The organism is Alloalcanivorax xenomutans, assembly GCF_032810065.1.
Taxonomy (GTDB): domain Bacteria; phylum Pseudomonadota; class Gammaproteobacteria; order Pseudomonadales; family Alcanivoracaceae; genus Alloalcanivorax; species Alloalcanivorax xenomutans.
Map to the genome: position 1 here is coordinate 1,183,772 of NZ_CP136538.1, position 25,555 is coordinate 1,209,326.

Below are 25,555 nucleotides of genomic sequence, written 5' to 3' on the forward strand. Positions count from 1 at the left end.
CTCAGTTTCCGGCAACGATCACACGGACCGCTTCCAATTGCACCCGCGCCTGGTCCAGATAAGCGGCCAGGGCCCGGGTCTGCGTTTCCAGGAACTCGATCTCTTCGTCACGCACCGCCGGGTTCTTCTCGCGGAGTGCCTTGAGCCGGGCCAGCTCCGCTTGCTGATGGCGGTTCATCGCTTCGCGGGCGCTGTTGATATGCTCTTCCGCTGCTTCCCTGGCCCGTGATTCATTGGCGCGCAGCAGCTTTTCGAGTAGCGCCTTCTGGCTGCCAACCACTTTGCGGGCCAGCGGTTTTTCCAGCTTGTGGCACTGCCGGCACAGGCCCGGGAAGTCGATGGCCTGGGACAGATCACGCCCTTTGGGATCAAGCAGATGGCGGATCGTCACGGTGGGCAGGAAGCGGTCCAGCTGCAGATGCCGGGGAGCGCTGCACGACACTGTATAGATGGTTTCCACCAGCAGGGTGCCAGCGGGGATTTTGGGGTTCTTGAGCAGCGCCACCGAGGCCTTGCCTCGGGTTTCGGTGAGCAAGCGGTCCAGCACGCCGGTGACCATCGGGTGTTCCCAGGTCAGGAACTGCATGTCGTCCCGGGCGATGGCGGTGCCGCGCTGGTCGGTGACGGTGATGCCTTCTTCCGGCAGACCGGGGAAGGGTTCGCGCAAATGCGGCGCCGGCTTCAGAACCCAGGCGTGTTCGGAGTGGTCTTCCTGATCGACGCCGTAGTGTTCGAACACCTCGCCGAGGAACGCCATGGGCGTTTGCTCATCTTCCTGGGCCAGTTGGTCGCGCAAGCCGTCGGCCTGTTCACGATCGCAGGACGCCATTTCCAGCAGGCGGTCCCGGCCTTCCTCCAGGCGTTGGCGCAGTTCATCGGTGACCTCCCGGGTTTGCGCCAGCAGGGCGGAGACCTTGGTGTCATCGTCCGGGGCGCGCAAGGCCTGTTCCAGGGCTTCCCCGCAGCGCTGGCCTATCTCGTGACCGGCGGGATTGGTGTGCTCGAACGCGCCCATGCCTTCGTGGTACCAGCGGAACAGGACTTGCTGGGCGTGGGCCTGGAAATGCGGCACGTGAATCTGAATGGTGTCGGTCTGGCCGATGCGGTCCAGGCGACCGATGCGTTGCTCCAGCAAGTCCGGATTGCGCGGCAGATCGAGCAGCACCAGATGATGGGCGAACTGGAAGTTACGGCCTTCGGAACCGATCTCGGAGCAGATCAGGGCCTGGGCGCCGTCCACTTCGTCGGCGAAAAAGGCGGCGGCGCGGTCCCGCTCGATCAGATCCATGTCCTCATGGAACACCGCCAGATTCAGCCCCAGCTTGTAGCCGCAGTGGGCGTGCAGGTCGATGGCGGTATTGCGATGCGCGCAGATCACCAGCACTTTTTCACCACGATGCTGCTTGAGGAACTGCTCCAGCCAGTCGGTGCGCGGATCCTCCGCGCACCAGCGGTCGTCCCGGTAAGCGGTTTCCGGGTACAGCGCCAGCTCCAGATCCTCGTCCTCGTCGAGGCGATAGGCCTCCGGCAAGGGCAGCGGGTAACCCTGAACCCGCCGCTCCGGGAAGCCGGCCACATTGTGCCGGGTGTTGCGGAACATCACCCGGCCAGGCCCGAAGCGGTCCAGCAATTCGCCAAGAATGGCGTCACGGCGGCTTTCGTCGATGTCTTCGCCGGGCAGCCAGTGGGCGGCACTTTCGCGCAGTGACGCCGACCAGTTGGGTTCGTCATGCAGGGCGCCGGCCAGTTCCGCCACCTGCCGATACTGCTGTTGTTCCTCGATGAAGGCGTCCAGGCTCGGGTAGCGGTCCGGGTCCAGCAGGCGCAGGCGGGCAAAGTGGCTTTCCAGACCCAACTGCTCCGGTGTGGCGGTGAGCAACAGCAGACCACGGGCCTGACGTGACACCTGTTCCACCCGGCTATAAGCCGTGGAGGGCTGTTCCGGGCTCCAGGCCAGGTGGTGGGCTTCGTCCACCACCAGCAGATCCCATTCCGCCTCCGCCAGCAGATCGATGTCGCAGCCTTCCAGGAAGGTGGTGCTGCACAGGACCAGTTGTTCGGACAGAAACGGATTGTCCTGGGTAGCCGACTCCTGACCGGTTTCCTCGGCGATGATATCCGCCAGCATGTTCTTGATGCTGGCGGCGCTGGAGGCACCGAGCGCCTCCAGGCGGCTTTCATCGAAAATGCTGAAGCGCAGATTGAAGCGCCGTGCCATTTCCACGAACCACTGATGCACCAGGGCATCGGGCACCACCACCAGCACTCGCTGCGCGCGCCCGGTATAGAGTTGCTGATGCAGAATCAGGCCCGCCTCGATGGTTTTTCCCAACCCCACCTCATCGGCCAGCAACACCCGCGGTGCGTAGCGGCGCGCCACCTGCTCGGCGATATACAGCTGATGGCCGATCAGATCGATACGGGCGCCACGCAGCCCCTGCAGGGGAGACCGTTCGCTCTGGGCCTTGGCCTGCAGCGCCTTGATGCGCAGTTCGAACCAGCGATTGGAAGACAGCTGGTTGGCCAGCAGGCGTTCCTGAGCACCATTGAGGGCCAATTGATGGCCGAGATGGGACTCGGGTACCGGCTGCACATTGTCCGGCTGATCCACCGGATGGGCGTGATAGACCAGCAGCCCGTTGAGGTCATTGACCGCCTGAACTTTCAGTTCCAGGCCGTCGTCGGTGGTCAGGGTCTCGCCCACATCGAAGGTGACCCGGGACAGCGGCGCGTTGTTTTTGGCGTAGGTCCGCTCTTCTTCCACCGCCGGGTAGTGCACGGTGACCAGGCGGTAGTCCACCTCCTTGATCACACCGAGACCCAGCTCGGTTTCGGATTCACTTAGCCAGCGTTGCCCGGGAACAAATTCGGTCATGGATATGCGATCGCCTGGATGGTTGCGGGGGCGGGCGATTATACGGGTTTGTGGCGCCGGCTTCGATGCGTGTCGGTGAAAAACGAATCAACCACCGCCGTTCTCGCCCGCCTGTGTCCTGAACCACCGCGCCGTCGCCTCATCGGCGGGGAAATATTGTTCTATGCGCAACTCCTCCATCACCACGTCCACCGCGGTGCCGAAACTGGCCAGGGTGGAGAAGGCGTTCAGACGTTGCCCGCCGATGTTCAGCACCAGTGTCAGCATTGGGTCCGTACTCACCGGCATGTCCACCGGAATCCGGCTGAGATCGGCCAGCGTCGCCAGACGACGGTGCAGGCGGTGCAGTGCCGGGTCTGGTCGCGCATGCAGATCGCGGCGCAGATGGCGCAGCAGGAACGATGCCACCACCGGCCAGTTCTCGATGAACGGGCGGAAGCCGTCGGGATGAAATGCCAGTTCCATGATATTGGTGGTTTCCGGCAGCGGGCCGCGCTCCGCCACCATGGCCGCCACGATACGGTGCTGAGCCGGATTGGCCAGCAGCAGGTTCCAGTGCGCGTCCAGCACCACCGCCGGATAGGGCAGGTGGTTCTCCAGCATCAGATTCAGCGCCTGCCGCACCGGGGCCATGGCGGCCTCGTCCAGGCGGGTTTCGCCAAAGGCCGGCGGATGGCCGGCGGCGGTGAGCAGGTAATTGGTTTCCCTGAGGCTCAGATCCAGCGCCCCGGCCAGCCGTTTGAGCATGTCCGCGCTCGGGCGGGAGCGGCCATTTTCGACGAAACTGAGATGGCGGCTGGAAACGCCGGCGTTATTGGCCAGTTCCAGTTGGCTGATGCGTCGAGTGCGGCGCCAGTCCGCCAGTATCGTGCCTGCCTGCATGTGATTACCTCCGAGGTAATTGTTTTGATTACCCCTGGCGGGGATTCTGACTCTATCAGAAACCACGAAGGAGAATGATCATGCCCTGGCAATCCTTGAAATCCGCACTGCTGTTCAATGCCATTGTCTGCGCCGTGTTCGGCGTTCCCCTGGTTACCGCCGGCGCCTTCTTCGCCGGTCTGGCCGGCGCTCATGCCGGCGCTATCCCGGTGTGGCTGGCCACCGCCGCTGGTGCCGTGCTGCTGGTGTTGGCGGTGGATCTGGCCTGGGTCGCCACTCGCCGGCCGATTCCGCGTCTGCTGGCGCGATTGTTGACCCTGGCGGACGCCGCTTTTGTCGTGGCGATGCCGGTGGTGATGCTGGTGGCGGCGCCCTGGCTCTCCAATATCGGTCAATTGCTGCTGGCGGACCTGGTGCTGATCACCGCATTCTGCGTGTGGTGCCAGTGGCGGGGCCTGCGGCAGCCGGCGCACGCATGATGTCCTGGGGCGGCGTCCTGGCGCCGCCCCGTTCACGGAGGATCCGCCATGATTCTGTTACTGCTTCCGGTGGCGATGGTGTTTCTGGTAATGGGGCTTGTCGCTCTGGCCCGCCCGCCAATGGTGCTGGCGTATTTCGACGTTCATACCTTGCCGGCGCCGATGCGCAACGAAGTGCGGGCGGTATATGGCGGTTTCGGCATCGCCATCGCCATACTTTTGCTGGTGGCCTGGGTGTCGCCGCTCTGGCGCGACGGCATTACCGTCACGGTGGCGGTGGCGTTGTTGGGGATGGCGGCGGGGCGTCTGGTTTCCTGGGCGGTGGACCGGGTCCTGCCGAAATGGCCGGCGCGGTTTCTGCTGCTGGAACTGGTGATGGCGGCGATGTTGGCGGCTGTTGCGTGGTGAGCGGGGCGGCTATGCTGAGGGGCTCTTAGAGCCTGTTCACGATCTTTACGTCACCGCGTTGCCGCTGGAAAAGCCGCCAGAGGGCGTTGGGGACTGCAGGCTCTGGTGGTTCCAAAGTCAAGGGCCGCAGCGTCCTCTGGCGGCTTTTCCAGCGCAACCCGAAGGGCCGGGCCCCACTTTCTTTAGGTGGAGAGTCCGCCAGGCCGCGATTACGCTTGTTTATGTAGAATGACTACATCGCACAATCGGAATCGCGGCCTGACGGAAAAATGAACTCCGGCGCGGCGGCGTAAAGATCGTGAACAGGCTCTAACCTCACGAGGCCCGGCCATGGCCGATATCCTGCCCTTCAAGAAACCGGCGAAAAAGAAAGTCACCAACAAAAGTCTGTGCCGCCACGGCTTTCATAAATGGGTGGTGGCGAAGGACACCACCTTTGATTCCAAACAGGGGCGACTGGTCACCCTCTACCGGTGCCAGCGTTGCGGCAAGACGAAAATCGAAGCGCGCTGAGGAGGCCCTCTCCCGGCGTGGGGAGAAAGGGGATGAACGAAGCACGGTTGGCACACATCGATAACGGGAAAGGCTATGCGGTGCCGGTCACCTGGGTGGCTGGTGGTGGCCCGGTCTTTCTGGTCATGGGCGCCCTCGGCGTGGCCGCGCCCTTCTACGACAAACTGGTGGCGGAGCTGGCCGCGCGCGGCTGGTCGGTGGCGCTGATGGAGCAGCGGGGCCTGGGCAGCAGTGCTCTGCGTCCCTCGAGACGGCATAACTGGGGCTTTCGTGACGTCGTCGAGGACGACGTGCCGGCGGTGCTGGACTGGATCGCGAAGGAGGCGCCGCGGCAGCCGGTTTACCTGTTCGGCCACAGCCTTGGCGGCCACTATGCGGCGATGTGCGCGGGTCTCTACCCGCAGCGTTTCGAGGGTATCGTCATGTGCGCCTGCGGCAGCCCCTGGATCACCGCTTATCAGGAAGCGGACCGCCGCCGGGTGCAACGGCTCACCCGCCTGATTCCGTTGTGCCACTTGCTGTTTGGCTATTACCCCGGTGACCGCCTCGGTTTCGGGGGGCGCGAGGCGCGTGGTGTGATGAGCGACTGGCGTCACCTGGCGCTGACCAATCGTTATCGGGTCGGCGCCGATGACCGCCGGGTGGATCAGGCCCTGGCGGACTACACCGGCCCCGCCTTGATGTTGCGTATGGAAAATGACCCTTTCGCCTCCGCCATCGCGGTGGATTCGGTGTTAAGGCGCTTTCAGCGTCATCGCCCGGAAGAGCAGGTGCTGAGCGCTGGCGAATTGAATGACAAGGCGGACCATTTTCGCTGGGCACGACGGCCGGCGGCGGTGGTGGCGCGTCTGGCGCGGTGGCTGGAAGCCGACCAGACAGGGCCCGCCGGAGTGGTCGCGCGCCAAATCTGAGACCACGTTCCCACAACGAACCGCCGCATACGGTGCGGTTCTTGTCTCGCACGGCTAACATGTCCCTCTTTTTTAAAGGCAAGGGGAGGGGAGCGTGCAGCAGGGAGTCACCGAAACCACGGATGCGTTGTGGCAAGCGCGCCAAAAGTACCAACAGGGGCTGTACCGGCAGACCTTCGATATTTTGCGTCGCGAACACGGTGAACCGGCTCAATGGCGAGACCCGGAATTGCAATTGCTGGGCGGCCGCACGCTGAACCATCTGGGCCGCTCCCGTACCGCCCTGGCGCTGATGCAGCGCGCCTGGCGCGGCGCACCGGAGCGGCCGCGCCAGCGCTATTATCGCGGTTTTCAATTGCTCGGCCGGCGCGGGCCCTGGGCGGCGCTGCGCTTCATTCAGCAACACGGCGAGATTCTGTGCGAGGACGACCCCCATCTGCAAGGGCTGTGGCTGGGTCATTTCGCTACGCTTTACAGCATCTACCGCGATTGGGAACGCAGCCACGAGTTCCTCGAACGGGCCCTGGCCCTGCATCCGGATTCCTCCTGGTTGGCGCTCGAGCACGCCGTTATTTTGCAGCGGGAAGACCGTTATCCGGAGGCCATGGCGGTATTGGAGCCGTGGCTGGCGTCATCCACGCCACCGCGTCCGGTGGTGGCCGCCGGGGCCGAATTGCTGTTGCTGCTGGACCAGCGGGACGACGCCGTGGCGTTGCTGGCCAGGCATGCCCCCCGCATGGAATCAGTGGAGCTGTGTCTGCGTCTCTATGATCTATTGCTGGAAAATGGCGAGCGCGACGCCGCCGCTGAAGCGCTGCAAAGAGCCCGCTCCCTGGTGCCGGAACTGCCGGGCACCGTGGACCGGGAACTGGTCTACCGGGAGTTCGAGCTGCACTATGAGCGCGGTGAGCTGGATCAGGCGCTGCAGGCCGCCGACGAGCTGAAGGATCCGTTCGTGGTCAGTGTCCGCGAGCGCCTACGTGAACGTCGTGACCAGCCGGCGGAGGCGTTGTTGCCGGTGGCCTTCGTGCGCCAGCATCACATGACCTGCGCGCCCGCCACTTTCGTGGCCCTGGCCCGCTATTGGGGGCACCAGTTCGACCACCTGGAGGTGGCGGAACAGATTTGCTATGACGGCACGCCGGCTTCCACCGAACGGCGCTGGATCAGCGAACTGGGCTGGCATGTGCGTGAATTCGAAATGGATCACGACATCATTCGTGCCCTGGTGGATCGGGGCGTGCCGGTGGCGCTGTCCACGGTGGAGCCGGGCAGCGCCCATATGCAGGCCATTGTCGGTTACGACTTGCGCAAGGGCGTGTACAAAATCCGTGATCCGTTCTCGCCGCTGATCAGCGAAATGCTGATGGACGGTGCCGCCAAACGCTACGCCGCCACTGGCCCGCGCTGCATGGTGGTGGTGCCATCGGATCAGGCCGGGCGGCTGGAAGGCATTGAGCTGCCGGCGGCACGTCTGTACGACCACTACCATGATCTGCAACTGGCGCTGGAGCGGCACGACCGGCCGGCGGCGGTGACGGCGCTGGAACAGTTGCGCCAGGAAGGCGCCGAGCACCGCCTGGTGCTGTGGGGAGAGCGCAGCCTGGCCGCCTATGACCACGACGCGCCGGCCTCATTGAAGACCCTGGATGCGCTGCTGGAACGCTATCCGGAAGACCTCAACCTGATCGCTTCACGGGCCGATATGCTTGGTGAGCTGGGCCGTTTCCAGGAGCAGCGTACCTACCTGCGTGAGCAACTGGAGGCGGGCCACAGCCATCCGCTGCTGATCCAGACGCTGGTCCATGCCCTGCGCCACGACTATCGGGTGGCGGAGGAAACCCACCAATGGCTGGAGCGCTTGTTGCGCTTGGAGCCGACCCGAGCCACCGCCCTCTATTCCCTGGCCGGGCTCAACTGGGACGAGGGCAAACGCGAGCAGGCGTTTGAACTGTATCGGTTGTGTGCCTGCCTGGAAGACAAGGTGGAGCGCTACGCCCAGAGCTACTTCAAGGCGGCCCGCTTTCTGCGCCAGACCGACCAGGCTCTGGACTGGTTGCGCCGCCGCGCCGACCGGCTTGGACCGTTGTCCGCCGACGCCCGGGTGACGCTGGCGTTGATGCTGGAGCAACTGGATTTGAGCCGCGAAGCCGCGGAGGTGTTCGAGCAGGCGCTGAACGAGCATCCGCGCAACGTGTGGCTGGTCAATGAAGCGCTGATTTTCTATCAGAGCCGCTCCGATCTGGAACGCGCCCGGGCGTTACTGGCCCAGCGCCGCGCCGATCTGCCGGAAGCGATGGTGCTGGAGTTCGAGGGGGATATCGCCCGCCAGGCCGGAGACTTGGAGCAGGCGAGTGTTCACTTCCGGGCGCTGCTGGCGCTGCGGCCGTTCCACACCGGCGCGCTGCGCTTCGTTGCCGGGCAACTGCGGCGCGACGACAGCCTGGAGGCGGCACTGGCGTTCATCGACCGCCAGGGCAGCCTGAATCCCCATGATTACGGTATTCGCGGCGTCAAGCTCGACTTCCTCGAGGCACTGCCGCCCAGTCAACGCTGGCCGCAACTGGAGGCGTTGGCGGCGCAGGCCGGGGACGACAGCCGGGTGGCCCAGACCATGGCCGATTGTGCCCTGGAGCGCGGCGATTACGCTCAGGCCCTGCGTTTCGCCAGCAGGGTGCTGGCGGAAGCCCCGGACGACCATCGGGCTCTGGTGATCAGCGCGCGCGCCCATCTGCTGGCCCAGGACAACGACGCTGCGGCACAGGCCTTCCGTGCCGCTATCCGGGCCAGCGTGGATCGGCCGGATGCCTTTCACGGCTTGCTGGAGTGTTATCCGGACGTGGCCGCCAAGCGCGAGGCACTGGGCTTCATTCATCGGCAATTACTGGAACAAGTGACCTTCGGTGACGGTGTGCAAGCGTTCGTGGCGCTGGCCCGCCGTTTCCTCACGGATGAGGAGGTGGCGGCGTTCGTGGATCAGGTCATCGCGGAGCGTCCGGACCTGTGGCAGAGCTGGCTCGCCGCCGCCCATTTTCATCGCGATGTACGCCATCTGGACCGCGCCCTGGAGTGCATTCAGGAGGGCTGCCGGCGGTTCCCGCTGATCCCGCGCCTGTGGCTGGAAAGCGGTCGTTTGCGCTTGCTGGCGGACGACACCGAAGGGGCCGAGGCCGACCTGACCGAGTGTCTGCGGCAATCGCCGGACTGGGTGCAGGCGGTCATTTCCCTGTCCGATGTGCTGGAAGTGCGGGGCGACTTCGATGCCTCCGAAGGACACATCGACCGCGCCTTGCGGCGCTTGCCCCGGGAAGGCCTGCTATTGGGCTACAAGTCCGATCTGCTGTGGCGGCGCGGGCAGCGCGAGGAGGCCTTCGACACCATGGTCCGTGCCCTGGCCGAGACCCCGGATTACCATTGGGGCTGGGACAAGCTGGGTGAATGGGCGCGGGAAACCGATCGCCGTGGCGAGGCACTGGCGCTGGCGGAACGTCTCGCCAACGAGCAGGAGAGTAACGCTGATTTGTGGCGCCACTGCTATATGCTCACCGACGAGCAGGATCAGGAACTGGCGTTCATCGAACGGGCACGGGCGCTGCGCCCCCACGACCCCTCTCTGGTGATCGACCAATGCGAGGTGCTGCACCGGATCGGCCGGGAAAAGGAGATCGAGCCGCTACTGTCGCGGGACTACTGGCGCGGGCCGCCGCCCACCGAGGTGCTGGGCTTCACCGCCTGGCTGCGTCATCAGCAGGGCGATCGCGACACCGCCATCAGCATGATGCGGGATCAGGTGCTGCGCGATGATCCGGCATTCTCCCGTGGCTGGCGTCTGCTGGCCACCTGGTACAAGGACGCCGGTGAAGTGGAACCCTGTCTGCACGCCAGCCGCCAGTTGGTGGCACTGCAGCCGGGGCATGCCGGTGCCCTGGTGGAAGCCGCCGAACTGATGCTGGAGGTGACCGAAGGCGACGCCCGGCGGGCCATCGAGGAGGAAGTGTCCGATTACCTGGAGCGGGCCCTGGCGCGGGACTATTCCGACACCTATATCCAACTGACGCTGCTGGACCACTATATGGACAGCGGGCACCCCGAACGGGCGCGGGAACTGATGACCCGCATCCTGGTCGACGAGGGCAATGTGTTCGTGCGCGCCCGGCAGTTGCGGCTGGCGCTGGAGTCCGCTGAGCTGGACGCGGCCTGGCCGTTGTATCAAAGCGTGGTCCGGGACTGGCGCGATAACAACTGGTTGCTGCTGGAGCCGCTGGCATGGGTGGCGGCCGCCGGCGCCGATGCCCGCCAGGCGCTGTGGCGGTCGGTTCCGGACTGGCTGGCCGACCCCGACATGCCCGACGCCGTGGTGGTCGTCTGGGCCCGGGCCCAGGCGCTGGCCGGCGTATCCGGCGATGAACTGCTCGCTAACCTGGAGCGGCTACGCCGCGATCCGCGGCGCGGCGGGCTGTTCGGTTTCGCGCTGGAGTGGCTGCTGGACAGTGACGAGATCGATCCGGCGATACGTCTGCGTCTGGTGCGTCGCCACTGGTGGCGCCTGCGCGGTCAGGAACGGGTGGCCAACGCCGCCAGGCGCTTCCTGGCCGGGCAAAAGCACTGGCTGTGGTGGCTGTGGCTGCGGGTGGTGCTGTGAGCCGCCCGGTGTTGGTGTTCGATTCCGGTGTCGGCGGTCTGTCGGTGGTGACCGCCCTGCGCCAACAGGTGCCGGGCCTGCCGCTGGCTTATGTCTGTGACAACGCCGCCTTGCCCTACGGTACCAAGCCGGACTCCTGGCTGCTGCGCCGGATCGTCGACGTCTGCGTGGCGGCGGTGGCGGCCAGTGACGCCCGGGTGCTGGTGGTGGCCTGCAATACCGCCAGTACTCTGGCGCTCGAGGCGTTACGTGAACGGCTGGCGATTCCGGTGGTGGGGACGGTGCCGGCGATCAAACCGGCGGCGCAACTGAGCCGCACCGGAGTCATTGCCTTGCTGGCCACCACCGCCACCGTGACGCGTCCCTACACCGACCGTCTGATCGAGGAATTCGCTGGCCACTGTACCGTGGCGCGCGTCGCCGCCGACCCGCTGGTGGCCCAGGCGGAACGCTGGCTGGCCGGGGAGCCGCTGGACGCACGGGTGCTCGCCGAGTGTCTGGCGCCTCTGGCGGCGATTGCCAGGCTGGATACGGTGGTGCTCGGCTGCACGCATTTCCCGCTGCTGCGGGAATCCCTGGCCGCCGTGGCGCCAGGCCCCGTGCACTGGATCGACTCCGGCGACGCCATCGCCCGACGCGTGGTACAGGTGGTGGGGGAGGTGCCCCTGCCGACGGTGTCCTCCGGCGCCTTCCTCAGCTGGGCCACGGCGCCGGACAATCCCGGGCTGGCCCGGGCCTTCTCCGGATTCGGCTTCCAGCCACCGGGAAAAATCAGTGAAAAGTGAGTAGTGAACAGTTAATAGCGAAGGTCAAAACATTACCCCTTACGGGGCCGCTCCAGGGTTTTCGCTGTTAACTGTTCACTATTAACTATTACCTGCTTTCCCTATTCCCCATAGTCCCGCAGCGCTTCCAGGTCCTGGATGTTGATGCGGCCGTATTCCACTTTCAGCAGGCCGTTGGCTTCCAGTTCGCGCAGGGCCTGGTTGGCGCGCTGGCGGGACATCCCGCACAGCTGCGCCACGTCCTCCTGGGAGACTTTCAGGCTCAGGGAGCCGTTGGGGTAGAGGTAGGAATTGAACAGCGTGGCCAGGCAGCGGGCCACCCGGGCCTCGGGGCGCAGCATGCGATCGAAGCTGACCATGGAGATGAACAGGCCGAGGCGCTCGTTCAGTTGCCGCAGCAGGAAACGGTTGAAGGCGATGCTGTTGTCCAGTAACCAGGTGAAAGTGACGCGGGGCATCAAAGCCACCCGGGTCTGGCCCACCGCGATACCATCATAGCGGCGGGGCTCGTCCTTGAGTAATGAGCCTTCTCCGAACCAGCCGCCGGCATTGACCCCGGTAAGGGTGATCGCCTTGCCTTCCGGCGACAGCACACTGAGCTTCACCAGCCCCTGAATCACGCCGATCCAATGGTCCGCCGGGTAACCTTGATGACAGACATACTCCCCCGGGCCCACCTCCCGCTCGGTGATCTGACTGCGCACGTGATCCAGTGCCACGGAATCCAGGTTCTGGGCCCAGATCGAGTCGCGCAGCATGCTCTCCACGTCGCCGTGGGAGGTGGTGATGTCATCGCTATGATCTTTGACGGACATGGTGTTGTAATCCCGTACTCCGGTCTGAAAAAGAGCTTCTTTCCCAGATTGTCGCGGAAACGACAGCTTGGTGCAGCCAGTCGATGATATAGATGGTCATGCGCTGATGCGCCGGCCCTGGATGATCCCGCGGACGCCGTTGTGCGGACCGCTTGCAAAAGGCCGTCAGGCGGGTAGCCTGAAACAGAAAAGAGTAAGTATAAGAATGGTTAATAACAATAACGTCGTGGTCCGAGCGGCCACGCAAAAGCTGGAGGTGAGAGCCTTGACGTGTATCCCTCGTTTGGCGGGCACTGGTGGCGCCAGTAGGTCTATTGAACGTGCCACGGCTGCCATGAGCACCGCGATTTCCTGTTATTCCCCTGTCCGGCCCTGCTCCGTCATCGCTTCCCGAGCCTGTCCGAGCCGCACCGGAATCTCCGTGGCAACCCCCTGTTTCACCGTGACCAACCTTCGGTTTGGTATGAGAAAAAAGGGAGGTTTCCGCCATGTCGGTCAATGAACTGGACACATTTCCCAAACTGCTGATTCATAACGCCGAGCATCGGCCGAATGTGGATGCCATGCGGGAAAAGGATCTGGGCATCTGGCAGACCTGGACCTGGCGCCAGGTGTACAAGGAGGTGGAAGCCCTGGCCGGGGGGCTGAAGGCGCTCGGGCTGCAGCGCGGCGACCGGGTGGCGGTGGTCGGCGACAATCGGCCGCAACTGTATTGGTCGGTGGCCGCGGTACAGGCCATGGGCGCCATTCCGGTGCCGCTGTATCAGGATTCGGTCGGCGACGAAATGCAGTATGTGCTGCACCATGCGGAGGTCCGCTTCGCGGTGGTGGAAAACCAGGAGCAAGTGGACAAGGTGCTGGACATCAAAAGCCAGGTGCCGAGTCTGGAGACCATGGTTTATGACGATCCGCGGGGCCTGCGCAACTACCCGGAACCGTTTCTGCACGAACTGACCGGGGTGCAGGAAAAAGGCCGCGCCTACGCCCGTGAGAACAGTGATTTCTTCGCTCGCGAAGCGGCCCTGGGACAAGGGCCGGACCTGTCCATCATCGTCTACACGTCCGGTACCACCGGCCGGCCCAAGGGGGTCATGCTCAGCTATGACAATCTGATCGAGACCGGCAAGCTGGCGGTGAAGTTCGACAACATCACCGAGAAAGACGAAACCCTGGCCTATCTGCCGATGGCGTGGGTGGGCGATCACTTCATCACTTACGGCGAGAGTCTGATCTCCGGCTTCTGCTTCAACTGCCCGGAATCCCCGGAAACGGTAATGACCGATCTGCGCGAAATCGGGCCTACTTACTTCTTCGCGCCGCCACGGATCTGGGAAAACCTGATCACCAATGTGATGGTGAGAATGGAGAACGCCAGCCGTCTCAAGCAGATCATGTTCCAACATTTCATGAAGGTGTCCCGCAAGGTTGGCGTGCGTCTTCTGGAAGGCAAATCGGTGTCGTTGTTCGAGCGGTTGCATTACGCCCTGGGTAACGTGTTGGTCTACGGACCGCTGCGTAATGTGCTCGGCTTCAGCCGTATTCGTCTGGCCTATACCGCTGGTGAAGCGCTGGGTCCGGACATCTTCGACTTCTTCCGCGCCTTGGGCATCAACCTTAAACAGCTGTATGGGCAGACAGAATGTTCCGTGTACCTGTGCCTGCAGAAGGACAACGACGTGCGCCCGGATACCGTCGGGCCGCCGGCGGAAGGCGTGGAAGTGCGGCTGGACGAAAACGGCGAGGTGTTGTTCCGCAGCCCGGGTGTCTTCATGGGTTACTACAAGAACGAAGAAGCCACTCGTGAAACCAAGACCGAGGATGGCTGGGTGCACAGCGGCGATGCCGGCATGTTCACCGAGGATGGCCATCTGCGCATTATCGACCGGGCCAAGGATGTGGGGCGTCTCAATGGCGGTACCCTGTTCAGTCCCAAGTTCGTCGAGAACAAACTGAAGTTCCACCCGCACATCAAGGAAGCGGTGGCGTTTGGTCATCAACGGGATTATGTCACCGCGTTCATCAACATCGACTTCGAAGCACTGAGCAACTGGGCGGAACGGCGCAACATCTCGTTCACCGGCTATATGGACCTGGCCGGGCGCGAAGAGGTGTACCAGCTGATCAGAGAAGAGGTGGAAGCGGTCAACCGGGATCTGTCCGAGGATCCGGAAATGGCATCGATCCAGATTCACCGTTTTCTCATCCTGCACAAGGAGCTGGACCCGGACGACGGCGAAATCACCCGTACCCGCAAGGTGCGCCGGCGCATCATCGCCGAGCGTTATGAGCCGCTGATTTCGGCGCTTTACGGCGGTGATGAGAGGGTGGACGTTGATGTCCGGGTGACTTACGAGGATGGCAGCACCGGTCAACTGCGTTCCACGCTGTCGATCAGTGACGCCAGTACCTATCAGCAGCTCAGCAAGGCGGGGTGAACCATGGTGGCAACGGTTTCCGATCTGACGCCACGCGAGCAGGCGTCGGAAGTACTGCTCAAAGTGGAAAATGTGGAGCTGCGTTTCGGCGGGGTCCGTGCCCTTCGTGACGTGGGCTTCGAAATCCGCAAGGGGCAGATTTTTTCCATTATCGGTCCCAACGGAGCGGGCAAGTCGTCGATGCTCAACTGCATCAACGGTTTTTATCATCCCACTTCCGGGACCCTGACCTACAAAGGTCAGCCGCGTAAGCATATGCGGCCCTACGTGACCGCCAGTCAGGGCATCGCCCGGACCTTTCAGAACATTGCGTTGTTCAAGGGCATGTCGACGCTGGACAACATCATGACCGGCCGGCATCTGAAGACCAAGGCCTCGTTGCTGGAGAACGCGTTCTGGTTTGGCCGTGCGCGCCGCGAGGAGCTGGAACACCGGCGCTTCTGCGAGGAGATCATCGACTTTCTCAATCTGCAGCATGTGCGCAAGACCCCGGTGGGCACCTTACCCTACGGCCTGCAAAAGCGGGTGGAACTGGGCCGGGCACTGGCGGCGGAGCCGGAACTGCTGCTGCTGGACGAGCCCATGGCGGGCATGAACCTGGAAGAAAAACAGGACATGGCCCGTTTCATTCTCGACGTCAATGATGAATACGGCACCACCATCTGTCTGATCGAGCACGATATCGGCGTGGTGATGGACCTGTCCGATCGCATCGTGGTGCTGGATCACGGCGAGAAGATTGGCGAGGGCACGCCCAGGGAGGTGAGCAACGATCCCAAGGTGATCGAGGCTTACCTGGGTGTTCAGGAACAGGAGAGCGCATAGCCATGATGTTTTTTCTGGAAGTTCTCATCGGCGGCTTGCTGGCCGGGGTGATGTACGCATTGGTGGCGCTGGGCTTCGTTCTTATCTTCAAGGCCTCCGGCATCTTCAACTTCGCCCAGGCGGCGATGGTCCTGTTCGCCGCCATGTTCATGGGCGGCATGCACAACGACTGGGGCTTGCCGTACTGGCTGGCGATCCCGATCACCCTGGTGATCATGATCGGCGTGGCCTGGGTCATCGAGAGGGTGGTATTGCGCCCGATGGTGAACCAGGAACCGATCATCCTGTTCATGTCCACCATCGGTATTTTCTTCGCCCTGATCGGCTTCGCCGAGATTTTCTGGGGCAGCCGGTCGCGTACGCTGGACGTGGGTATCCCCTCCGATCCGATCTTTCTCGGTGACATGCTGCTGCAGAGCTATGACCTGATCACCGCCGCCATCGTCGCCGCGCTGGTGGTGGGGCTGGTGTTTTTCTCGCAGAAGACCCGTATGGGACGGGTATTGAGAGCGGTGGCGGATGATCACCAGGCGGCACAGTCGGTGGGCATCAAGCTGAGCACGGTGTGGGTGGTGGTGTGGTCCATCGCCGGGCTGGTGGCGGTGGTCGCCGGCATCGTCTGGGGCGGCGCCCTGGGGGTGCAGCCAGTGATGGTGGACGTGGCGTTCAAGGCGCTGCCGGTGCTGTTGCTGGGTGGACTCACGTCGATCCCGGGTGCCATCGTCGCCGGCCTCATCATCGGCGCCGGCGAAGCTCTGGCGGAGGTCTATCTGGGACCGATCATCGGCGGCGGCATCGACAGCTGGTTCGCGTACATCATTGCCATGGCGTTCATGGTATGGCGGCCGGAAGGCCTGTTTGGCGAAAAAATTATCGAAAGGATCTGACCGCATGATTTATCGCGAATCCGGACAGTTCAAAAAGACCTATCAGGCGGACCAGGCGATCCTGCCGCTGCGCCAGGACCGTATTTTCCTGATCCTGGTGCTGCTGGTGGCGTTCCTGGTGATTCCGTTCACCGCGTCCAACTATGTGATGAACTCGTTGCTGCTGCCGTTTCTGATTTACTCATTGGCGGCCATCGGGCTCAACATCCTGGTGGGCTATTGCGGGCAGATATCCCTGGGCACCGGCGGCTTCATGGCGGTGGGCGCGTTCGCCGCCTGGAACCTGGCGATCCGCACCGACTTGCCGATGCCGGTGATCTTCGTGCTGGCGGGGTTGATTACCTCCGGCGCCGGGGTGCTGTTCGGCCTGCCGGCATTGCGCATCAAAGGGTTCTATCTGGCGGTGACCACGCTGGCGGCGCAGTTCTTCCTGGTTTGGCTGCTACAGCGTCCCTGGTTCAATAACTACAGCGCTTCCGGGGTGATCTCGGCACCGGATTTCCACATGTTCGGCTGGAGCATCGAAACGGTTACCGACCGCTACTATCTGTCGCTGATTATCCTGGTGGTGATGGCACTGCTGGCCAAGAACCTGGTACGCAGCGCCACGGGCCGCAAATGGATGGCGATCCGCGATATGGACGTGGCGGCGGAGATTATCGGTATCCGGCCCATGCCCACCAAACTGAAGGCGTTCGCGGTGAGCTCGTTCTTCATCGGCATCGCCGGTGTGCTCTGGGCGTTCCTCTACCTCGGCCAGTTGGAGGCGGATGCGTTCAATATCTACACTTCCTTCGACGTGTTGTTCATGGTGATCATCGGCGGTCTGGGGTCGATTCTGGGCTGCTTCCTTGGCGCCGCCTTCGTGGTACTGGTGCCGATCTTCCTCAATATCATTCCCAGCGCTCTGGGGCTGCCATTGAGCACCGCCATGATCAGCTACATTGAAGTGTTCATCTTTGGCTCCCTGATCATCTTCTTCCTGATCGTGGAGCCCCATGGCATGGCCCGTTTGTGGAGCATCGCCAAACAGAAACTGCGGCTTTGGCCGTTCCCCTATTGATCACGACGGTGGCGGAAAAGGCTGTAACAGGAAGAATCGCCCGGTCGGGCGGACAATGAAATAACAATCAAGGGTCGGGGGCTTGCCCCCTTGGAGGACGATCATGAAAACAACAATGTTGAGGAAAGCGGCGCTGATGGGGCTGAGTGCCTGCATCGGCCTGACCGGCGCGATCTCCGCGCAGGCGCAGGAGGCCAAGGAGCAGTACCTGCCAAGCCTGGTGTACCGCACCGGTCCCTTCGCGCCCAGCGGCATCGGTTTTGCTGATGGCTTCGCCGATTACGTGACATTGATCAATGAGCGCGACGGCGGTATCAACGGCGTGAAAATTCGTCTTGAGGAGTGTGAAACCGGTTATGCCAATGACCGGGGCGTGGAATGCTATGAACGTCTCAAGGACCGCCACGGCGGCGCCACCGTGGTGGCGCCGTTGTCCACCGGGATCACCTATGCGCTGATTCCGCGTACCCGGGCGGACGGCATCACCATGAGCACCATGGGCTATGGCCGCGCCGATGCCGCTTATGGCCCGGTGCTGGATAATGTCTTCATGGTGCCCACCACCTACTGGTCCAGCACCACCGTGGTGATGGACTACATCGCCGAGCAGGAAGGCGGCTGGGAAAACCTGAAAGGCAAGGATATCGTCCATGCCTATCACGATTCCGCCTATGGTAAGGAGCCGCTGGGCGTGCTGCGCCACTATGCTGAGAAGTACGGCTTCACTCTGCACGAAATGCCGATCTCTCCGCCGGGTGTGGAGCAGCGCACGGTGTGGACTCAGGTGCGCCGCATCAAACCGGACTGGATCTCCCTGTTCGGCTGGGGCGTGATGAACCCCACCGCCATCCGTACCGCCTCTTCCATGGGCATCGACGTCAGCCGCATGATTGGCGGTATCTACGCCGCCCAGGACGATGCGGTGAAACCGGCGGGAGACGACGCCAAGGGCTATAAGGCGGTTACCTTCCACGGTCCCGGTGCCGATTACCCGATCTACCAGGACCTGAAAAAGCACGTCTACGACAAGGATCTGGCGGCCGGTTCCGGTGATGCCAAAGGCACCATCGCCTATAACCGCGGCCTGATCAACGCCGGTTATATCGTCGAAGCCTGGCGTCAGGCTCAGGAAATGTCCGAGAAAGGCCGGCCCTCCACCCGCGAGGAAACGCTGAAGGCGTGGCAGAGTCTGGATATCCCCGAGGCCCGCACCAAGGAGCTGGGTATGGGCGGCCTGATGCCGCCGGTGCACATCACCTGTCTGGACCACGAGGGCCCCGGCATGGCGCTGATCCAGCAGTGGAATGGCGAAGCCTGGAAGCAGGTCACTGAATTCCGCAAGCCGAACAAGGACCTGGTGTTCCCGATGTACAAAGCGTCGGCGGAAGCCTACGCCAAGCAGGAAGGCATCACCCCCAAATCCTGCGACTAACGGTCCTGTGACTAACGGCGCGGTGCCGGAGCAGTAGACACTCCGGCACCGCTGACCGAACAGAGGAAAAACGACATGGCGGAACAAGCCACGGCTCGACAGGCCGAACAGACCCTGCTTTCCATTAATAACATCGAAGTTGTGTACAACCACGTGGTACTGGTGCTCAAAGGGGTATCCCTGGATGTGGGGCCGGGGTCCATCGTTGCCCTGCTGGGCGGTAACGGTGCCGGTAAGAGCACCACCCTGAAAGCCATCTCCGGTTTGCTAACCGGGGAACGCGGCGACATTACCCGTGGATCGATTCATTACAATGGTGAGCGCATCGATACCCTGAGCGCCGCCGACCGCGTGCGCCGCGGCGTGCTGCACGTGATGGAAGGACGCCGGGTATTCGAACACCTGAGCGTGGAAGAAAATCTGCTGGTCGGCGCCTACGGCCGGCGTGATGGCGCTGCCGCGGTGCAGCGCGACATGGAGATGGTTTACACCTATTTCCCCCGTTTGAAAGAGCGCCGCCGGTCAGTGGCTGGTTATACCTCCGGCGGTGAACAGCAAATGCTGGCCATGGGCCGGGCGATGATGGCGAAGCCGCGCATGATCCTGCTGGACGAACCGTCCATGGGCCTGGCGCCGCAGTTGGTGGAGGAGATCTTCAACATCGTCTCCACGCTGCGCAAGGAGGAGGGCGTGACCTTCCTGGTGGCCGAGCAAAACACCAATGTGGCGCTGCGCCACGCGGATTACGGCTACATCCTGGAGAACGGCCGCATCGTCATGTACGGCGATGCCGCCCAGCTGCGCGAAAATCCGGACGTCAAGGAATTCTATCTTGGCGTGGGATCCGGGGAAGGGCGCAAGAGCTTCCGCGATACCAAGCACTACCGCCGCCGCAAGCGCTGGCTGTCCTGACGCCCGCGTCGACGGGTACTCAACGTTGTTGGCGGCCCGCGCCGGCCGCCCTCAGGAGGAACAACAATGGCAAGTCATTCCGCGTATCTGGATGATCGTGAAACCCGCTCGCCCGATGAGCGGGCGGCACGGCAATGGGAAGCGCTGCGCGCGGCGCTGGCCCACGCCAAGGCGCGATCCCGCTATTGGGCCGGCGTGTTGGCCGATATCGACCCCGAGGCGATTCAAGGCCCGGCGGACCTGGCCCGGATTCCGCTGACGCGCAAGTCCGATATTCCCACGATCCAGGCACAGGGTGTACTGGGCGGCATGGAAGCGGCGCCCATGGGCGAGCTGTCGCGGATTTTTCTGTCGCCAGGACCGATTTACGAAGCCAGCGAGGCGATTACGGATTTCTGGCGCTTTGGTCGCGCCATGTGGGCGTCGGGCATGCGCCCTGGCGCTTTGGTGCACAATACCTTTTCTTATCACCTCACCCCCGCCGGCATGATGGTGGACAGCGGCGCCCGGGCGATTGGCTGTTCGGTATTTCCCGCCGGCGTCGGTAACACCGAGATGCAGCTCGATGCCATCCAGCAACTGCGTCCGAGCTACTACGGCGGCACGCCGTCGTTTCTGAAAATGCTGCTGGACAAGGGGCGTGAACTGGGCAAGGACACCAGTTCTCTGGTGGCGGCTTCGGTGGGCGGCGAACCGCTCAGCAGCAGCCTGCGTCAGGAAGTGGAAGCCCAGGGCGTCAAGGTGTCGCAGAGTTTCGGAACCGCCGAGCTGGGGTTGGTGGCCTATGAGTCTGAGGCGCGGGAAGGACTGATCGCCGATGAGGACGTGCTGATCGAAGTGGTGCGTCCGGGTAGCGGGGACCCGCTGCCGGACGGTGAGGTCGGTGAGATGGTGGTGACCGTGCTGCGCAATGCCAGCTTCCCGATGATCCGAATCGCCACCGGTGATATGACCGCGATCATGCCCGGTGCCAGCCCGTGCGGACGCACCGCGCCACGTATAAAAGGCTGGATGGGCCGGGCCGATCAGCGTACCAAGATCAAGGGCATGTTCGTGGCGCCGGAGCAGATCAACCAGCTGATGCAGCGGCACCCGGAAATCCAGCGGGCCCGTCTGGTGGTGACGCGGGAAAACGAGCAGGACCGCATGGTGCTGTCGGCGGAATGCGACAGCAGCGATAGCGCCTTCGCCGAGAAAGTCACCGAAACCCTGCAGGTGGTCACCAAGCTGCGTGGCGGTGTGGAACTGGTGGCACCGGGTTCCCTGCCCAACGACGGCAAGGTGATCGCCGATGAGCGGCGGTTTGATTGAGGTAGGCCGGACGCCAGACGCTTGACGCCGGACGCTTTAAACAAGAGGCCGGACGCCAGATGCTTGACGCCGGACGCTTTAGAACACCAGGTCGAAGAGCATTGCGGAAATAAATAAGCGTTTTAGTACTTGCCAGGGTGTTGGGTCTGGTTTTGCATTATCGGCGTCCGGCGTCCGGCGTCCGGCGTCCGGCGTCCGGCGTCCGGCGTCCGGCGTCCGGCGTCCGGCGTCCGGCGGCTCTAACTATCCCTTTGATTCGGCGGTGTCAGCCCGTGCTTGCGCATACGACGGTAGACGGTGGGACGGGATACGCCCAGTTCCCGGGCCACCGCGCTGATCATCCAGTGGTGGCGTTTCAGGATCGACAGCAGGCCGGCGCGTTGCGGGTCGCCATCGTCGTCATCCTCCGTGGTGGCCGGCGTGGTGCCGGGGCCGATCACCTGGGCCAGACACTCTTCCGGCAGATCGTTCACCGTGATTTGCTCGCCGTCACAAGTGGCCTCGGCAAAGTTCAAGGCGTTCACCAACTGACGGATATTGCCGGGCCACGGGCAGGCCAGCAACGCGCTCATGGCATCCGCGCGTAACTGCAGCCGCGGTTGCCCGACGGCGCGGGCCAGTTGGCCCATCACCGAGATGATCACATGTTGTTTGTCCGCTCGTTCCCGGAGCGCGGGCAGCCGCAGTGTGGCGCCGTTGAGCCGGTAATAAAGATCCTCGCGAAAATAGCCGTCGGCGATCAATCTGGCCGGATCCCGGTGCGTGGCGGCGATCACCCGGCAGTCCACCGATATGGGCCGCTCCGAACCCAGCGGCAACACTTCCCCCTCCGCCAATACCCTTAGCAGCCGGGTCTGTAACGTCAATGGCATGTCGCCAATTTCGTCCAGAAACAGGGTGCCGCCGTGGGCTTGTTGGATCAGGCCGCGCATGCCCTTGGCGCGGGCGCCGGTGAAGGTGCCCGGGCTGTAGCCGAACAATTCGCTTTCAATCAGGGATTCGGGAATGGCGGCGCAGTTCACCGCCACGAACGGTTTGTGCCGGCGCGGCCCGGCGTCATGAATGGCCCGTGCCAGCACTTCCTTGCCGGTGCCGGTTTCCCCCAGGATCAACAGGCTCACGTCCCGTTGCCGCAGACGCTTGGCCAGCTTCAGAGTGCGGCGCATGGCCGGATCGTCGGCCGCCAGCCGGTCCAGCTCAGGTACCGCCTCTTCCGGGATCAACGCTTGCGGCGCGGCGGGCCGGGCCGGCCGGCGCGGTTCGATGAGGCTGCCGAACAGGGTGCTGCCGAGAGCCTGTACCCGAAAGGCACGCACCTGATCTTCGCAGGCATAGGGGATGGACCAGATATCCCGGGCGTCACAGTCGAACATTTCCGGCAAGGCGATGTCGCCGTCGTCCGTGCGCGCCCGGGCCAGCAGATGCCGGCCGACGCCGTTGGCGGCGAGTACCCGGCCGTCGCCGTCGAGAGCGAACAGATACTGGCCGTTGACCTGCACCAGCTCCCGTGAGGTATCGCAGCGGAACACGGTGTGGTGGCGGTAAAGGCGCAAGAAGTAGGCATCCTCGATCATGCGCGCGTACAGGCGGATCAAATGCAGAGCGAAATTCTGGCTGTCCCGGGTCGGCGCGGAATCCAGGGCGGAAATGTCCAGCACCGCCAGTAGACGACCCTGGGGATCGGTGATCGGCGCCGAGGTGCAGGTGAGGCCGATGTGGGTGGCGTCGAAGTGATCCTGGCGATGGCAGGTGAGTGCCTCGCCTTCGCGGATGCAAGTACCCACGGCGCAGGTGCCGGCGTGGTATTCGTTCCAGTCAGCGCCGAGATAGAGCCCCGCCTGGCGCAGCCGCTGGTCGTGTCGGCGGTCACCCAGAAACTGCACGGTAATGCCGCGCTGATCGGTGAGCAGCAGCACATAGCCAAGTCGCGCGATCTGGCCATACAACTGCTCGACGCCGGCCCGCGCCACATTGAGAAACTCGTCGGCGCTTTCCTGATGTTCCCGCAGGGTCTGATGGGTAACGATACGGGCCGGGCGGGGCCGCGCCGGATCCAGGCCGTACTCTTCGATACAGCGTTTCCAGGATCGGGCGATCATGGCGTCGCCAGGGGACACGGTGGGACGATAGCCGCCGTCCGCGTATCGCAGAATGTCGTCGATGTGGCGGCGTTGTTGCGCATGCAGGCTGCTCATGCCCGGGCCTCCGCGTTGGATTGTTGTTCTGTTTTTTGCCTGGGATTCAGCCTAGCCCCATGGCCCTGACGGCTCCATCCGACTTGAGTACTAAATGCACCCCGCGGACGTTACACCTGTAACGCAAAGCGTTGCGCGCCGTTACGCCTGAGAAGGCTATTAAACCTCTCCAAGAAACGTTGTCCTGTACCCGGTTCCATTAAAAATTCTTTTCCGAATCAATGCTCTAAAACTCAATTGGCGGCCATGCCGGGGGATTGGCACGGCTTCTGCTCTTGTCCCTGCATCCGCCCCCGCGTCCGTATCGACCACGACGCCGGTGGCGGAACACGAAAAACAACAACGCATGCGAGGAGCAAATCATGAGTAATGCGAACACGCCGAACCAACAGGTGGAACACTGGCTTAGCGAATGGGAGCGTACCCTGAGCGGTGACGACCCCACCGCCGCCGCCGAACTGTTCGAGCAAAACGGTTACTGGCGCGATCTGGTCTCTTTCACCTGGAACATCAAAACCGTGGAGGGGCATGCCGCCCTGCGCGACATGATTGGCGCCACCGTCGCCAACACCAAACCCTTCGACTGGAACCTGGCCGGTGACGCCCGGGAGGAAAACGGCGTGGTGGAAGCCTGGATTACTTTCCAGACCGCGGTGGGACGAGGCCATGGCCACCTGCGTCTGCGTGAGGGCAAGGCCTGGACTCTGCTGACCACGCTAAAGGAACTGCGGGATTATCCGGAGCAACGTAATGCCCTGCGGCCCAAGGGGGCCCGCCATGGCGTGTTCAAGAACCGTAAAAGCTGGTTGGAGGAACGCCGCGAGGAGGAAGCGGAGCTGGGTTACAGCCGCCAGCCCTATTGCGTGATCATTGGCGGCGGCCAGGGCGGTATCGGTCTGGCGGCGCGTCTGCGGCAGTTGAATGTCCCCACCATCGTGGTGGAAAAGAACCCGCGCCCCGGCGACTCCTGGCGCAACCGCTACAAATCCCTGTGTCTGCACGATCCGGTCTGGTATGACCACATGCCGTACCTGCCGTTTCCCGATCACTGGCCGGTGTTTTCGCCCAAGGACAAGATCGGCGACTGGCTGGAGATGTACACCCGGATCATGGAGATCAACTACTGGGGATCCACTGAATGCACCTCCGCCCGTTTCGATGAGGAGAAGCAGGAATGGCTGGTGGAGGTGAACCGCGATGGCGAGCGTGTCACCTTGCGCCCGCAACAACTGGTGCTCGCCACCGGCATGTCGGGCATGCCCAATGTGCCGGAAATTCCGGGCATGGAAGATTTTCAGGGCGAGCAGCATCACTCCAGCAAGCACCCCGGAGGTGAAGCCTATGCCGGCAAGAAGTGCGTGGTGCTGGGGGCCAACAACTCGGCCCACGACATTTGCGCGGCCCTGTGGGAGCACGGCGCCGACGTCACCATGGTGCAGCGTTCCTCCACCCACGTGATCAAATCGGAAACACTGATGGAGCTGGTGCTGGGGCCGTTGTACTCCGAAGAGGCGGTGAATAACGGTATCACCACGGAAATGGCGGACATGACCTTCGCCTCCATTCCCTACAAAGTGATGCCGCAGTTTCATGTTCCGGTTTATGAACAGGTGGCGGAGAAGGACGCGGATTTCTACCGCCGTCTGCGCGACGCTGGTTTCATGCTGGACTTCGGCGACGACGGTTCCGGCCTGTTTATGAAATATCTGCGCCGCGGCTCCGGTTATTACATCGATGTGGGCGCCTGCGAGCTGGTGGCCAACGGTGATATCAAATTGAGAAGCGGTGTCGGCATCGAGCGCATCAATGCGCATTCGGTGACGCTGACCGACGGTTCCGAGTTGCCGGCGGATCTGATCGTCTACGCCACCGGTTATGGATCCATGAACGGTTGGGCGGCGCGCATCATTTCCCAGGAAGTGGCGGACAAAGTGGGTAAATGTTGGGGTATGGGTTCGGATACCACCAAGGACCCGGGCCCCTGGGAAGGCGAATTGCGCAATATGTGGAAGCCCACCCGGCAGCAGGCGCTCTGGTTCCATGGCGGCAATCTGCACCAGTCCCGGTTTTACTCGCAGTTCCTGGCGCTGCAATTGAAAGCACGGATGGAAGGCCTGGACACGCCGGTGTATGGCCAGCAGGAAGTGCATCATCTGGCTTGATTGATTTGCGTCAGCGGCGGGCG

At 63.1% G+C, this 25,555-nt stretch carries 18 protein-coding genes; 14 read left to right on the plus strand and 4 right to left on the minus strand.

The window, feature by feature from the left end; all coding sequences use genetic code 11:
- Position 1 precedes the first annotated feature (1 nt).
- Positions 2–2,875, minus strand: a complete 2,874-nt coding sequence (gene rapA / locus RYH70_RS05560; protein ID WP_097059111.1) for an RNA polymerase-associated protein RapA — start codon at positions 2,873–2,875, stop codon at positions 2–4.
- 87 nt (positions 2,876–2,962) lie between these two features.
- A complete protein-coding gene (locus tag RYH70_RS05565; protein WP_022995298.1) occupies positions 2,963–3,757 on the minus strand; it encodes a helix-turn-helix domain-containing protein in 795 nt (264 codons plus the stop codon).
- Positions 3,758–3,837: 80 nt separating this feature from the next.
- On the opposite strand from RYH70_RS05565, the gene RYH70_RS05570 reads away from it, so the two are divergent.
- From RYH70_RS05570 to murI, 6 genes are all read left to right on the plus strand, one after another.
- Positions 3,838–4,236 carry a hypothetical protein gene (locus tag RYH70_RS05570; RefSeq protein ID WP_022995299.1) on the plus strand — a complete coding sequence of 133 codons (399 nt, stop codon included), beginning with the start codon at positions 3,838–3,840 and terminating at the stop codon, positions 4,234–4,236.
- A gap of 48 nt (positions 4,237–4,284) precedes the next feature.
- On the plus strand, positions 4,285–4,644 hold the full coding sequence (locus tag RYH70_RS05575) for a DUF4345 family protein (RefSeq protein ID WP_080530583.1): 360 nt from the start codon (positions 4,285–4,287) through the stop codon (positions 4,642–4,644).
- Between the two features lie 330 nt (positions 4,645–4,974).
- The gene (locus tag RYH70_RS05580) at positions 4,975–5,157 is read left to right on the plus strand and encodes a hypothetical protein (RefSeq protein ID WP_116027739.1); all 183 of its coding nucleotides are present in this window, start codon (positions 4,975–4,977) and stop codon (positions 5,155–5,157) included.
- 32 nt (positions 5,158–5,189) lie between these two features.
- Positions 5,190–6,068: an alpha/beta hydrolase family protein gene (locus tag RYH70_RS05585; protein ID WP_317009884.1), complete on the plus strand. Its 879-nt coding sequence runs from the start codon at positions 5,190–5,192 to the stop codon at positions 6,066–6,068.
- Positions 6,069–6,162: 94 nt separating this feature from the next.
- Complete coding sequence (locus RYH70_RS05590; RefSeq protein WP_317009885.1) at positions 6,163–10,710, plus strand: tetratricopeptide repeat protein; 4,548 nt, start codon at positions 6,163–6,165, stop codon at positions 10,708–10,710.
- Entirely contained in the window at positions 10,707–11,495 is a 789-nt protein-coding gene (murI, locus tag RYH70_RS05595; protein WP_022995304.1) for a glutamate racemase, read from the plus strand. Before RYH70_RS05590 ends, murI begins: the two co-directional genes overlap by 4 nt.
- A 101-nt stretch (positions 11,496–11,596) precedes the next feature.
- Here the strand turns inward: murI and RYH70_RS05600 are convergent, their stop codons facing one another.
- A complete protein-coding gene (locus tag RYH70_RS05600) occupies positions 11,597–12,310 on the minus strand; it encodes a Crp/Fnr family transcriptional regulator (RefSeq protein ID WP_022995305.1) in 714 nt (237 codons plus the stop codon).
- Positions 12,311–12,798: 488 nt separating this feature from the next.
- Here RYH70_RS05600 and RYH70_RS05605 point away from each other — a divergent pair, with 488 nt between their 5' ends.
- From RYH70_RS05605 to RYH70_RS05635, 7 genes are all read left to right on the plus strand, one after another.
- Positions 12,799–14,745, plus strand: a complete 1,947-nt coding sequence (locus RYH70_RS05605) for an AMP-binding protein (protein ID WP_317009886.1) — start codon at positions 12,799–12,801, stop codon at positions 14,743–14,745.
- A gap of 3 nt (positions 14,746–14,748) precedes the next feature.
- Entirely contained in the window at positions 14,749–15,570 is an 822-nt protein-coding gene (locus RYH70_RS05610; protein ID WP_317009887.1) for an ABC transporter ATP-binding protein, read from the plus strand.
- Between the two features lie 2 nt (positions 15,571–15,572).
- A complete protein-coding gene (locus RYH70_RS05615) occupies positions 15,573–16,457 on the plus strand; it encodes a branched-chain amino acid ABC transporter permease (protein ID WP_022995308.1) in 885 nt (294 codons plus the stop codon).
- A 4-nt stretch (positions 16,458–16,461) separates the two neighbouring features.
- Positions 16,462–17,520, plus strand: coding sequence for a branched-chain amino acid ABC transporter permease (locus tag RYH70_RS05620; protein ID WP_022995309.1), 1,059 nt, complete (start codon positions 16,462–16,464; stop codon positions 17,518–17,520).
- Positions 17,521–17,623: 103 nt separating this feature from the next.
- A complete protein-coding gene (locus RYH70_RS05625; RefSeq protein ID WP_317009888.1) occupies positions 17,624–18,952 on the plus strand; it encodes an ABC transporter substrate-binding protein in 1,329 nt (442 codons plus the stop codon).
- A 75-nt stretch (positions 18,953–19,027) separates the two neighbouring features.
- The gene (locus RYH70_RS05630) at positions 19,028–19,864 is read left to right on the plus strand and encodes an ABC transporter ATP-binding protein (RefSeq protein ID WP_022995311.1); all 837 of its coding nucleotides are present in this window, start codon (positions 19,028–19,030) and stop codon (positions 19,862–19,864) included.
- Positions 19,865–19,930: 66 nt separating this feature from the next.
- On the plus strand, positions 19,931–21,175 hold the full coding sequence (locus RYH70_RS05635) for a phenylacetate--CoA ligase family protein (RefSeq protein WP_080530587.1): 1,245 nt from the start codon (positions 19,931–19,933) through the stop codon (positions 21,173–21,175).
- Between the two features lie 239 nt (positions 21,176–21,414).
- On the opposite strand, the gene RYH70_RS05640 is transcribed toward RYH70_RS05635, so the two are convergent.
- Positions 21,415–23,370, minus strand: coding sequence for a sigma-54-dependent Fis family transcriptional regulator (locus RYH70_RS05640; protein ID WP_233916948.1), 1,956 nt, complete (start codon positions 23,368–23,370; stop codon positions 21,415–21,417).
- Between the two features lie 362 nt (positions 23,371–23,732).
- Between RYH70_RS05640 and RYH70_RS05645 the strand changes: the two genes are divergently transcribed.
- Positions 23,733–25,532 (plus strand): NAD(P)/FAD-dependent oxidoreductase, encoded by a 1,800-nt coding sequence (locus tag RYH70_RS05645; protein WP_116027742.1) that lies wholly within the window; start codon positions 23,733–23,735, stop codon positions 25,530–25,532.
- Positions 25,533–25,555 lie beyond the last annotated feature (23 nt).

Coding starts and splice junctions, on each gene's coding strand:
- RYH70_RS05630 (WP_022995311.1), top strand. CDS start 19,028: ATGGCGGAACAAGCCACGGCTCGACAGGCCGAACAGACCCTGCTTTCC.
- RYH70_RS05580 (WP_116027739.1), top strand. CDS start 4,975: ATGGCCGATATCCTGCCCTTCAAGAAACCGGCGAAAAAGAAAGTCACC.
- RYH70_RS05575 (WP_080530583.1), top strand. CDS start 4,285: ATGATTCTGTTACTGCTTCCGGTGGCGATGGTGTTTCTGGTAATGGGG.
- RYH70_RS05600 (WP_022995305.1), bottom strand. CDS start 12,310: ATGTCCGTCAAAGATCATAGCGATGACATCACCACCTCCCACGGCGAC.
- RYH70_RS05640 (WP_233916948.1), bottom strand. CDS start 23,370: ATGAGCAGCCTGCATGCGCAACAACGCCGCCACATCGACGACATTCTG.
- RYH70_RS05565 (WP_022995298.1), bottom strand. CDS start 3,757: ATGCAGGCAGGCACGATACTGGCGGACTGGCGCCGCACTCGACGCATC.
- RYH70_RS05570 (WP_022995299.1), top strand. CDS start 3,838: ATGCCCTGGCAATCCTTGAAATCCGCACTGCTGTTCAATGCCATTGTC.
- RYH70_RS05615 (WP_022995308.1), top strand. CDS start 15,573: ATGATGTTTTTTCTGGAAGTTCTCATCGGCGGCTTGCTGGCCGGGGTG.
- RYH70_RS05635 (WP_080530587.1), top strand. CDS start 19,931: ATGGCAAGTCATTCCGCGTATCTGGATGATCGTGAAACCCGCTCGCCC.
- RYH70_RS05645 (WP_116027742.1), top strand. CDS start 23,733: ATGAGTAATGCGAACACGCCGAACCAACAGGTGGAACACTGGCTTAGC.
- RYH70_RS05610 (WP_317009887.1), top strand. CDS start 14,749: ATGGTGGCAACGGTTTCCGATCTGACGCCACGCGAGCAGGCGTCGGAA.
- RYH70_RS05605 (WP_317009886.1), top strand. CDS start 12,799: ATGTCGGTCAATGAACTGGACACATTTCCCAAACTGCTGATTCATAAC.
- RYH70_RS05585 (WP_317009884.1), top strand. CDS start 5,190: ATGAACGAAGCACGGTTGGCACACATCGATAACGGGAAAGGCTATGCG.
- rapA (WP_097059111.1), bottom strand. CDS start 2,875: ATGACCGAATTTGTTCCCGGGCAACGCTGGCTAAGTGAATCCGAAACC.
- RYH70_RS05620 (WP_022995309.1), top strand. CDS start 16,462: ATGATTTATCGCGAATCCGGACAGTTCAAAAAGACCTATCAGGCGGAC.
- RYH70_RS05625 (WP_317009888.1), top strand. CDS start 17,624: ATGAAAACAACAATGTTGAGGAAAGCGGCGCTGATGGGGCTGAGTGCC.